Annotated in this window: 8 protein-coding genes and 2 pseudogenes; 6 read left to right on the top strand and 4 right to left on the bottom strand. The window is 59.0% G+C overall.

All coding sequences use genetic code 11. The features are described from left to right. Positions 1–18 precede the first annotated feature (18 nt). From DAUD_RS00825 to DAUD_RS12685, 3 genes and pseudogenes are all read right to left on the bottom strand, one after another. Positions 19–1,766 (bottom strand): annotated as a pseudogene (locus DAUD_RS00825) (NADH-dependent [FeFe] hydrogenase, group A6). A gap of 37 nt (positions 1,767–1,803) precedes the next feature. Continuing rightward, entirely contained in the window at positions 1,804–2,130 is a 327-nt protein-coding gene (locus DAUD_RS12680; RefSeq protein ID WP_242647895.1) for an NADH-ubiquinone oxidoreductase-F iron-sulfur binding region domain-containing protein, read from the bottom strand. 96 nt (positions 2,131–2,226) lie between these two features. After that, positions 2,227–2,625 (bottom strand): annotated as a pseudogene (locus tag DAUD_RS12685) (hydrogenase iron-sulfur subunit); the annotation flags it as partial. Positions 2,626–3,138: 513 nt separating this feature from the next. Here DAUD_RS12685 and DAUD_RS00835 point away from each other — a divergent pair. Both DAUD_RS00835 and DAUD_RS00840 read left to right on the top strand, forming a co-directional pair. Next, positions 3,139–3,672 carry a hydrogenase maturation protease gene (locus tag DAUD_RS00835; RefSeq protein WP_012301315.1) on the top strand — a complete coding sequence of 178 codons (534 nt, stop codon included), beginning with the start codon at positions 3,139–3,141 and terminating at the stop codon, positions 3,670–3,672. 144 nt (positions 3,673–3,816) lie between these two features. Beyond that, complete coding sequence (locus DAUD_RS00840; protein ID WP_012301316.1) at positions 3,817–5,388, top strand: [FeFe] hydrogenase, group A; 1,572 nt, start codon at positions 3,817–3,819, stop codon at positions 5,386–5,388. Positions 5,389–5,834: 446 nt separating this feature from the next. Here the strand turns inward: DAUD_RS00840 and DAUD_RS00850 are convergent, their stop codons facing one another. Next, entirely contained in the window at positions 5,835–7,166 is a 1,332-nt protein-coding gene (locus DAUD_RS00850) for a transposase (protein ID WP_012301317.1), read from the bottom strand. A 252-nt stretch (positions 7,167–7,418) separates the two neighbouring features. Here DAUD_RS00850 and DAUD_RS00855 point away from each other — a divergent pair, with 252 nt between their 5' ends. The 4 genes from DAUD_RS00855 (at position 7,419) to DAUD_RS00870 (ending at position 11,387) form a co-directional block, all read left to right on the top strand. After that, positions 7,419–7,979 carry a 4Fe-4S dicluster domain-containing protein gene (locus tag DAUD_RS00855; protein ID WP_242647859.1) on the top strand — a complete coding sequence of 187 codons (561 nt, stop codon included), beginning with the start codon at positions 7,419–7,421 and terminating at the stop codon, positions 7,977–7,979. 36 nt (positions 7,980–8,015) lie between these two features. After that, positions 8,016–9,224 (top strand): NrfD/PsrC family molybdoenzyme membrane anchor subunit, encoded by a 1,209-nt coding sequence (nrfD, locus tag DAUD_RS00860; protein WP_012301318.1) that lies wholly within the window; start codon positions 8,016–8,018, stop codon positions 9,222–9,224. Between the two features lie 451 nt (positions 9,225–9,675). Continuing rightward, a complete protein-coding gene (locus DAUD_RS00865; RefSeq protein WP_012301319.1) occupies positions 9,676–9,924 on the top strand; it encodes a TM1266 family iron-only hydrogenase system putative regulator in 249 nt (82 codons plus the stop codon). Positions 9,925–9,932: 8 nt separating this feature from the next. After that, a complete protein-coding gene (locus DAUD_RS00870; protein WP_012301320.1) occupies positions 9,933–11,387 on the top strand; it encodes an aspartate ammonia-lyase in 1,455 nt (484 codons plus the stop codon). The last annotated feature ends 9 nt before the right edge of the window (positions 11,388–11,396 follow it).

The following is an 11,396-nucleotide window of genomic DNA, read 5'->3' on the forward strand; positions in this document are numbered from 1 at the left end:
GAAAAATGGCTTCACCCGTTACGGTCTGGGTGCGTATCGGGTGTGAAGTAGTTCGTGCGACCGATGGCCCAAGGGTTTTCCAAGGAATTCCTCGTAGAGCGCCTTCACCGCCGGGTTTTCGTGCGACTTCCGGTACTTCATCGCCGCATCGACCCGGTAAAGTCCCTCGATCCGGTTACGCCTTGCTGCCGTGTCCGTCGGGATCGGCTGCCCGCCGCCCCCGATACAACCGCCCGGACAGCACATGATTTCAATGAAGTGGCAGTCCTTAAGTTCGCCGGCTTTCAGCCTTTCCATGACGTGACGGGCGTTGTGCAATCCGTGGGCCACCATGACCTTTAAGTTGATCCCGTTCAGCGGTACTACCGCCTCCTTGACCCCCTCTAGACCACGCACATCTTGAAAGTCCACTTGCGCAAGCGTTTTACCGGTGACCAACTCGTAAGCCGTGCGCAGCGCGGCCTCCATTACGCCGCCGGTGGCCCCGAAGATCGCCCCGGCCCCGGTGGAAATACCAAACGGCTCATCATACCCGTCCTCCGGCAGGATGGCGAAATCGATCCCTCCCGCCTGATCATCCGTCCGAGTTCCCGCGAAGTTAGCACGACGTCAACGTCGTGACCGATACGGGGGTTGTTCCAGAACCGCTTTGCCGCGTCCATCTCCGGTCGCGCCGCCTCGAACTTTTTCGCGGTACAGGGCATAACCGACACCACGAAGATGTCGGCGGGATCCCGGCCGGTCTTTTCGGCGAAATACGTCTTGGCGATCGCCCCGAACATCTGCTGGGGCGACTTGCAGGTGGAAAGATGCGGCAAAAGCTCTGGGTAGAAGTGTTCGACATACTTGATCCAGCCCGGGCTGCAGGAGGTCACCAGAGGGAGCGTGCCCCCTTCGGTCAAGCGCTCGAGCAGTTCTGATCCTTCCTCCATAATGGTCAAGTCGGCGGTGAAATCCGTGTCAAAAACGGCATTAAACCCCAGCCTCCGGAGAGCGGTGACCATTTTGCCGGTGACCGGCGTACCGGGAGGCAATCCGAACATGTCGCCGATGGTTACGCGGGTGGCCGGTGCAGTTTGCACCACGACGTATTTCTGCGGGTCGAAGAGCGCCTCCCAAACCTTGTCGGTTTCATCCTTTTCGGTAATCGCCGCCGTAGGACAGATCAGTGCGCACTGGCCGCACTGCACGCATCGCGTTTCATCCAGCTGCAGATCGGGCGGCGGGCCGACGCTGGCGTCAAAACCCCGGCCCGCAAGGCTAATGGCGCCGACGGCCTGAATGTCGCGGCACACACTGACACAGCGCAGGCAGAAGATGCATTTGCGCGGATCACGCACAATCCCGGGGGTGGACTCATCCAGTGGCACACCGGCACGGGTAGCCCCGCTCAACCCAACCGAGCGCACGTTCAACTGCGAAGCCAGCGCCTGCAATTCACAGTTGCCGTTACGGATACAGGTAAGACACTCCAGGGGATGATCCGACAGGATCAGTTCCAATGTGGCGCGGCGGGCGGCGCGCAGAGCCGGCGTGTTGGTGCGCACCACCATCCCGTCCTCGACCGGCGTGTTGCAGGCCGCAGCAAACTCTCTTCTCCCTTCGATATCCACCACACAGATACGACACGCCCCTGCTTCGTGGATACCTTCGAGGTAACAGAGGGTGGGAATACGAATCCCCGCCCGGGCCGCAGCTTCCAGGATGGTCGTTCCGGTTTGGGCCTGCACCGTTTGCCGGTCTATCGTCAGCTCGATCTTTCCCATATGTCCGCCTCCTAACAAACAAAGTACGTTTGTGGCTTCAGGAACCGACGACGGCCTGCCAACCCCGGTTGGCTTCCACGGTAGCCGGACACGTGCCCTGAAGATGCGCTCTTAGCTCATCGCGCCCGTATTGCACCACGTCCGCCACCGCTCGGCCCGCGATTCGGCCCAGATCGCACTTCGCCGCTCGCCCGATCGCCGCACCCACTTCTTCTACCAGGGCAAACTGGTTTTCGGCCGCCTCTCCTTGCACCGCCTTCTCCAAAACCTCCAGGAGACGTTTGGTGCCAACGCGGCAAGGGATGCATTCGGCGCAGGACTCTCGCTGCGCATATTCCAGGAAATACTTCACCAAATCCACCATACAGACATCTTCTTCCAGCGCCAGCCGGCCAACCGATCCCACGGCCGACGCCACACGTGCCAGATCCTCGTAGTCCGCGTCCGCAACACGCCGGGTGTTCGGACCGAGTTCCCGCAAAAAGGCCGTATACTCGGTTACGGTACTCGCAAACCGGCTGCCCTCCGCCGAGGATATCCAGCGCATCCAGAGCCGCTCCCGCTCAATACCCAGCCACTCCAGCAACCGCCTGGTTATCCTGATCCGCCGCTCCGCATAGTAATTGCCACTAACATAGTGGCAGTCACCCTTGTGTCAACCGGACACGAGGACGCCGTCGGCCCCGCGCAACAATGCCTCAAAGATAAAGCGCGGGTGCATCCTCCCGGAGCACATTACCCTGATCACCCGGATATTGGGCGGATACTGAAGCCGGCTTACCCCGGCCAAGTCCGCCCCACCGTAGCTGCACCAGTTGCATAAGAACCCAATAATCTTCGGCTCAAAACCATTCACTATCGCCGTTCACTCCTTTCTGCCCATACCTGTCCCTCAGCCCCGAACAAACTTTCGGCCGTCCCAGCCTCACCCCCAAAAACAAAAGACCACGAAAGTCTTCGGTACCTTTCGGCCGACCTTCGTGGTCTTTTGTTCGCTCTTAATTTTTCGGGTTTACGTGATCACGGAAAACAATAGCTTCGTACTACTGCTGTTCCGGTTATCCGTTTGATTCTGCCCAAAAGTAATTCGCTGTTCGCGGATAATATCCTGCTGTTCCAAAAACTTTTTGCTCCCAATTTTTTTTATGCCGGACAGCATCCATAAACACCGAAATTGCACAGGGGCTTTACAAACAACAGCGCATCCCTTATATTATTTATAATTAATCAGCGAAGATACAAGCCACGAAGGTCAGGCTTTGCCGAAGCAAAGTTTCCTCGTGGTTTTTTGTTGGGAAAGGTAAAGGACGCGAATTTCCGGGCACGAAGGCCGGGGGTTCGCGTTTTTGTGTCCGGGAGGACGGGCGAAAGGATGGTACGGTTGAAAAAGGCGGTGATCGTGGGCCTGGGAGATGTGGTTTGGGGCGATATGGGGGCAGGGTCATATGTGATCGAGGCGCTTTCCCAGGAGAACCTGGGTATGAATGTCGATTTGGCGGATATAGGTTCCGAGGTACTTAATCTGGAAGTGCACCTCTATCGGAAGGACTATGCGATTCTGGTGTACGCCCTGGCAAGAGGATACCCTGGCGGGCACATATCCCAATTAGCATATCAGGAATCGCTCCGTTTATGGCAGGGGTTCTTCTGTGGCGGCATGCGGCCGGTGTATGAGAGGCTTCTGCTGGCGAAGCGTTACGGCGTCATGCCGCCCGCGGTGACGCTGGTCGTTATCGAGCCGCAAGTGGTGTGTTACGGCCTGGGCTTGTCCGGGAAGGTCCGGCCCGCCATCCGCAAAGCGGCACGCTTGATCAAGAAAGACCTGGAGCGGCGCGGGTTTTTGCCGTCACCCCCGGCAGCACCCCTGCTGCGGTACCGGTTGGATCTGCTTCAAATGACTATCTAGGCTTGAGGGCACCGGGAGGTGGACACGCCGATGCCTGCCTAAGTACGGCTTTGACCAATCAGGGGTGGAGGTGATATGCGGAATACCACGGGATGCGGCTATGCGTTCGGGTAAAAACCGGGATTAAGGAAGGGAGGAAGCGAAATGGAGCGCTTTATGGAACAGCAAAGGGAGATGACCAGGCGAGCGTTTTTCAAGATGATGGCCGGGCTTGGTTTGGCCGGCTGGGCCGTCACGGCGGGCGGCTGTCTGCGCCCTGCGGAGCTACCGGCGGGGGTGGAGGATTTGCCTCCTTACCACCACAGAGTGGCGAGTGCGTGGCCCGCACAGGTACGCGGATGCGTGCCCATCGATCCGGTCAGTCCGTCGCTTGTCCAGGACCACCGGAAGTGCAATCTGTGCGGCCAGTGTCTCGACGTTTGTCGGAACACGCAGAGCGTTGTCGGCTATTACGATCTGCCGCTGGTGGATGAGATCATATGCATCAACTGCGGCCAGTGTGCGCTGGTTTGTCCCACCGGGGCCATAAGCGAAAGGGACGATACGGAGAAGGTGTGGCAAGCACTCGAAGATCCCGGCCGGTTTGTTGTGGTCCAAACTGCACCGGCCACGCGCGTGTCGCTCGGCGAGGAGTTCGGTCTGCCGCCCGGAACCTGGGTTGCGGGCAAGCAGGTGGCCGCCCTGAGGCGCCTTGGGTTCGATGCGGTTTGGGATACCAACTTCACTGCCGACCTGACGATCATGGAAGAAGCGACGGAATTGATCAAACGCATCAAGGGAGAGTTGCCGGGGCATCCGCTGCCCCTGTTGACTTCCTGCAGCCCGGGATGGGTGAAGTTCTGTGAGTATTTCTACCCGAACCTTTTGCCACACATGTCCAGTTGCAAGTCACCGCAACAGATGTTTGGGGCCCTGGCCAAGACTTACTACGCCGAGAAGAAGAACATTGATCCCGAAAAGATCTTTTCAGTTTCCATAATGCCGTGTACCGCGAAGAAGTTCGAGGCGCAGCGCCCGGAGATGAACGCCAGCGGCCTCTACCGGGGTACGCCGTCGATACGGGACGTGGACGCCGTTCTCACCACCCGGGAACTGGCCAGGATGTTGAAACAAAAGGGCATCGATCTTGCCGGTTTGCCGGAGGAAGACTACGATCCGCTGATGGGCAAGTGCACCGGCGGCGCGATCATTTTCGGCGCCACCGGCGGGGTGATGGAGGCGGCTGTGCGTACGGCTTTCTTCTTCATTACCGGCAACGAACCACCGTCTGACCTTCTCAACCTTACCCCGGTGCGTGGCCTGGAAGGAGTAAAGGAGGGAGCCTTGGACGTTCCCGGTGTCGGGACTCTGCGCATCGCGGTCTGCCACGGCCTGGCCAACGGCCGCCGGGTGCTGGAGGCAATGCGTGACGGCCGCGCCCCGTGGCACTTCGTGGAGTTTATGGCTTGTCCGGGCGGGTGTATCGGCGGCGGCGGGCAGCCGCGCACGGCGGTGCCGCCGACGGACGAGATACGAGCCAAGCGGATCGCCGCTCTTTATCACGCGGATGCACGGTGGGAAAGGCGGCTAAGCCACGAAAATCCGGAAATTCTGACCCTTTATCAGGAATTCCTGGAGCACCCGATGAGCGAACTGGCGGAAGAATTGCTTCACACCGAGTACGTGTCGCGGGGGCATCAGCTCCGGGCGCGTAAAGCGGCAGTGGCGCTAGGATAACGGAAGGGGAGGCGAAAAAAATGAACGGTGTGCTGGTAGACATAACCAGGTGTTACGGCTGCGGGAGCTGCGCGGTTGCATGCAAGCTTTATAACGGCTTGAATTGGGACGAGGCCTCCCCGGCCACCGGCGAAAAGGCGGTGCTTACGGCCCACAACTGGACTGCAGTCGAGACGCGCAGGATCGGGAGGGATGAGGGAAAGATCCTGCGGTTTGTCAAGAAGCAGTGCTTGCACTCAGCGTTTTGCGTTGTAAGCATTTTTGGTCCCGACAAGGCAACGCCCACACCCGGCACCGGCTGTTCCCCAAGCCACAAAACACAGTTAGCAACCTAATATTGGGGTAAATGGAGTATATAGACTATGCCGCTCTGCCAAAGGGCAAACTTACCCCAGCGCCACTCTGGGCGTCTCTTGGCAGGTAATCTGTTTTCCGGTTGAGCCCCGTCAGGCCGCCTTCACCAGGCTCCTTAAGTCTATTCCTTGTTTTTGTCGCAGTCGGCCCACGGCCATCGCCAGCATCACCATCAGGGCCAACCCGCAACGTAGCTTCATCTTCTTCAAGCCCCGAATGAAATGCTTTTCAAATCCGTAGGCCTCGTCCAGGCGGGCATTTACCCTTTCTACCGCCGTACGCTTTTTGTAGAGTGTTTTCCACTTGTAGCTGGACCGCGCCAGCGGGGTGAAGATCCGCCGGTCTTCCACCAGGGGAATACGTATCCCACCGGTTGCGGCACATTGTTCCATGCCCCGGCACTCTACTCCGTAGTGCCGGGCCGGACAGCGGTATTTCAAGGTTTCCCGGTCTTTCTCAAATCCCCCGAAGGCCATCTCGCGACGTTTGTTTGTCTCGGGGCAGCAACAATAAACCGTTCCACGGTAATCGTAAACGATGTTCTCCTTACCGGTTACAAGCCACGTCTCCTCGCCGTCCCGCCACGTGTTGCGGATGTCAATCACGGGCTTGATCCGGTATTCGTCCCAGAGTTTCACGTTTAGCTTGATGTCGTCAAAGGCTTTGTCCGCCGCCAATGCCTCGCAGCGGGCCACAATCTCCGGATGCTCTTTCGCCACCCGATCAATGAGTATATGTCCCTCTTTCACGTCGCTGGCCGACGCCTTTGTCACCGCAAATCCCACCGGCAGTTCATAAACAGCGTCAACTACAAGGTGGAGTTTGTAGCCAAACCACCACACGACTTTTTCCCATAGGGTGCCGCCTTTCTTACGCCCCCGGTATGTTTTCCGGCCCCAGTCCGCATCGGTGTCCCGGCGCCCGTCAGGCTTTTGGACCTTCTCTTCTTCATCCCGCTTTTTGCCCCGGGCCAGACTGCTGACGGCTTTGCTGTCTATGGCCAAAATTCGACCGAAATCCGGTAGCAGCACTCTTATTTCATCCACCAGCCGCGTAAATATGTTTTCCACTTCGTCGGCGTGCCGCATCAGTTTCACCAAGATGCGGCTGTATATGTAAGAAGGCGGAACGGCATCCTCGCCCCGGGCCGGATCAAAACCGCAAAGTTCCCGCAACTGGCCGTTCCGGCAGAGTTCCCGCCGCAGGCTCTCCACAGACACGTGCTGAAATACGATCCCGGCCAGGATGGAGTTCCAAACCGCCCGCACCGGGTAATCATCCCGTCCCTTACCACGCTCTCTCTCCAGCTTTTGCATCAACTGCTCATCGGGCAGGTGGTTCACTACAAGCAAAAAACGTTCCAAGTCACCGAGTTCGTCGATTTCCTGCCACCCAAAAAGCCGCTGTTGTGGTATAATGGCCATAAGGGAAACCTCCTTCGTGGTTCTTTTTTGGTGGTTACAAAAAGGATTCTCCACAAAAGGGGGTTTCCCTTCTTATTTCTCATTCTCCTTCGCTTTTTCTCCGCTTTTCTCCCTTGGGGTCAATTTTGCCGATCCGCCCGTTACCCATCCCTGCAAACCGCATAAAATCCGGATTGGACCGGGGTAAAATGTTTTTTCCGCAACTCTAAAACAGCCTATTTATCTTTTCTCCCGAACATCGCAAATGGCTTCTTGCACTGCCTGGAGCCGATCTGCTTCGAGACTTGTTTCGTCCACGCCTACCGGAAGACACCGGAGGGCCCGGTGATTTACGCCCATCCGGAGATCTGTGTCGGCTGCCGGTACTGCCAGTTGGCCTGCCCGTTCCGCGTCGTTGGAGTCGAGTGGGAAGATGTGTTCTCCCGGATCGGCAAGTGCCCCATGTGTTACGGGCGGGTGAAGGACGGGCAGCCGCCGGCCTGTGTGGAGGTCTGCCCGACCAAGGCCCTGGAGTTCGGCAAGCGCGGCACACTGTTGGCGATGGCGCGGGAACGGATCAAAAAGCATCCGGACAGGTACGTCGACCACATCTTCGGCGAGCAGGAAGTGGGCGGCACGTCCTGGCTGTACATCTCCGACGTTCCTTTTGAGGAACTTGGTTTCAACACCAATGTGATGCATAAGGGCATTCCGCAGTATACCTGGAAATACGTCAGCAAGGCGCCCATCCTTGCTATTGGCCTGCCGATCGCCTTTGCGGCGCTATACACCTACACCAAGCGCCGTGCCGAGAACGAAGACGGCGGTCACTAGCGGGCAAGGATAATTATCTAAGAAAGGGTGTGCAAAGTGGTTTATGATGAAAGGTACACCTTTAGGTTCGGCTTCCGGCTGACCCCGCTGCGCTGGGCGATGCTGGCCTTCATGGTTTTGTTTTTGGCGGTGACCGGGTACCGGTTTGCTTTTGGCCTGGGTGATTCGGGCGGCTTTATGGGTTCGGTGACCAACTTAAACGACCACTGGACCTGGGGTCTTTGGAAGTACCTGGTGTTCCCGGCGGTCGCGTTGGCCGGCTGCGGTTACGGCACCGTGTTTTTGGCGCACGTGCTGCACATCAAACGGTTCTACCCGGTTGCGCGGGTGGCTATGGTCGTGTCGCTTTTGGGTTACTCCCTCGCAATGGTCGTCTTACTCTTTGATATCACCGTTTACTATAACTTTTGGCGCCCGTTCGTCTACTGGGGATACACCTCGATTCTGTTTGAAGTGCTCTGGTGCATGACCCTGTACTGGATGATCCAGATCCTGGAGTTCGGGCACATCGCTTTTGAGCGGATTGACGCGCCCCGGATCTATAACCTCCTGGACAGGGCTATGCCCGTGTTGATATGCGTGGGCATTATGCTCCCTAGCCTGCACCAGGCTTCGCTGGGCGGCCTGTTCATCGCCACTACCCAGTTATACCCGGCCTGGTGGTCGACGTGGATTCCGTGGTTCTTCATGATCTCGTCCCTGATGGTCGGCCCGGCGGTGGTGACCTTTTCCTGCTGGGCGCTGTGCCAGATCTACGGCAAGCGTTTTGAAGACCTGATGCCGTCCCTGACCAAGCTCTGCCTGGTGGGTGCCGGCCTGATGGGTGTCTACGTGGTGCTTAAGGTCTGGGACCTGACGGCGCGCGGTGCCTGGGGCTACGTTTTCAACGGCACCCTGCAGGGCAACATGTTCCTGCTGGAGCACGTGGTCTTCCTGCTGGTGCCGCTGGTGATATTCCTGACCCCGTCCATCCGGAACTCGGTGGGCGGTCTCGTCACGGCCTCCATCCTGACCGGGGTGGGCGTGATCTTGAACCGGACCAACGTGATGTTCACCGGGATGGCCCAGGCCTACACCCAGAGTTACTTCCCGACCTGGATGGAATGGGTGGGCTTCTTCGGCCTGATCATCGGCGCACTCCTGGTCATCCTGTTCTTCGTGGAGAACTTCCGGGTGCTGGAGGGCGTGTCCGACGCCCAGACCGTGGAGAAACCCGCGGGCGTGCCAGCCACCGCGCAGGGATAGGCAGCTTTCGTCAGCATCGTTTACCGGGAGGTGGTTTGTCGCCGTCCCACAAAGTCAAGGTGGCGCATCACCCGCGGACACCTCCGAACTGGTCAATGCGGAACTGTATGACGGAAAGACGGCCGACAGACCCCGGTCCGGATCAGCGCACTGGACAGTGGTCGGTGGTATCCGGTTGGCGCAAGTTTGCCCACGTAACAAAAATTCAGTTCTCGTTCGGCAGGAAACCGGTGATACACGTTGAACAGACTCCTTGTAAAAGTTAGGTTTAACCACGAAGGTTGTTAAAGGCCACGAAGGCTTCGCTTCCCCGGGAAACCCGGGGACAGTCCTTGTGGCCTTTTCGCATACCGTATACCGAGATCCTGCGCGGAGGGTTGACCTGAAGGCAAGGGATAGCGGGCCCACCCTTGCTACCGGTGGGCCTTGACTTTTTTAGGGAGGGATGTTGATGGAGACTCGGATCGGTGTGGTGGGCATCGTGGTGGAGAACCGGCGGGAAATGGCGTCCCGGGTCAACGAGATTCTCGGCGCGCACGCAGATATTGTCGTGGGACGTATGGGTATTCCCTACCGCGAGAAAAACGTTTCGGTGATCGCCCTGATTGTGGACGGAAGCACCGACGCCATCGGCGCTTTGACGGGCAAGCTCGGGGCCTTGCCGGGCGTGAAGGTAAAAAGTGCTTTGACGGGGAGGTAAACCTGACTTTGAAAGACGGCTCGACGGATTTCCCTGACACTCGGACCGAAAAAGACCCGCTGGGTGAAGTGGCTGTACCCCGGGAGGCCTATTACGGGGTCCATACCTGGCGGGCACGGGAGAATTTTGCCGTCTCCGGGCTGGCGGTCCACCCGGAGCTTATCCGGGCGCTGGCCTTGGTGAAGAAAGCGGCAGCGATGGCCAATGTCGAGGCCGGGTTATTGGATGACCGCCGGGGGGCGGCCATCTCGCGGGCGGCGGAAGAATTGGCCGAAGGCCGGTGGCGTGACCAGATCATCGTCGACGCCCTCCAGGGCGGCGCCGGCACCTCCACCAACATGAACGTAAACGAGGTTATCGCCAACCGGGCCATTGAATTGCTCGGCGGGGAAAAGGGGGATTACGGGATTGTTCATCCCCTCGACCACGTCAACCTGGGGCAGTCCACAAACGACGTTTATCCCACCGCCCTGCGGATCGCCGCCATCGGGCTGGGACGGGGACTGGCCCAGGCCATGGCGGTGTTACAGGGGGCGCTGCAGGCCAAAGAGAAGGAATTCGGCGCGATCCTCAAAATCGGGCGTACCCAGCTCCAGGAGGCCGTGCCGGTGACCCTGGGGCAGGAGTTTGGCGCCTGGGCCGAGGCGGTAGCCCGCGACTGGTGGCGGCTTTACAAGGCGGAGGAGCGGCTGCGGCAGGTCAACCTGGGCGGCACCGCCGTGGGCACCGGGTTGAATGCCGACCGCCGCTATGCATACCGGGTGGTGGAGATCCTCCGCGAGTTGACCGGGTTCGGGCTGGCGCGCGCCGAAAACACCTTCGAGGCGACCCAAAACGCCGACATCTTCGCCGAGGTTTCGGGTTTTCTGAAAGCGGCGGCGGTCAACCTGGCCAAGATCTCCGCGGACCTGCGCTTGCTGGCCTCCGGCCCCCGGGCGGGATTGGGCGAAATCAAGCTTCCACCGGTACAGGCCGGATCATCCATAATGCCGGGCAAGTACAATCCGGTTGTCCCGGAAATGGTCACGCAAACCGCCTTCCAGGTGATGGCCAACGACCTAGCCGTCAGTCTGGCCGCCGCGTCCGGACAGCTTGAACTAAACGCCTTTTTGCCCCTGATTGCGCATAATCTTCTGCAGTCCTTCACTATCCTCACCGGCGCGGCGGGAACCCTGGCCGAGAAGTGCATCCGGGGCATTACGGCCGACCCTGAGCGCTGCCGCCGGCTCCTAGACACCAGCCAGGGCGTGATCACCGCTTTTGTGCCCTACCTCGGCTATGAGCAGGCTGCCGCAGTGGTGGAGCGGGCGATCCGCACCCAGAGGCCGCTGACCGAGATCCTGGTAGAGGAGGGGCTGTTTACCCTGGAAGAGGTGGAAGCCATCATGCGCCCCGAGGAACTTACCACCCCCGGTGTGGCCGGGGCGCGCTACTTTCAGCGGCAAAAGAGAACCGGGGATTAAACCCGGAAT

It is taken from the genome of Candidatus Desulforudis audaxviator MP104C (assembly GCF_000018425.1).
Taxonomy (GTDB): domain Bacteria; phylum Bacillota; class Desulfotomaculia; order Desulfotomaculales; family Desulforudaceae; genus Desulforudis; species Desulforudis audaxviator.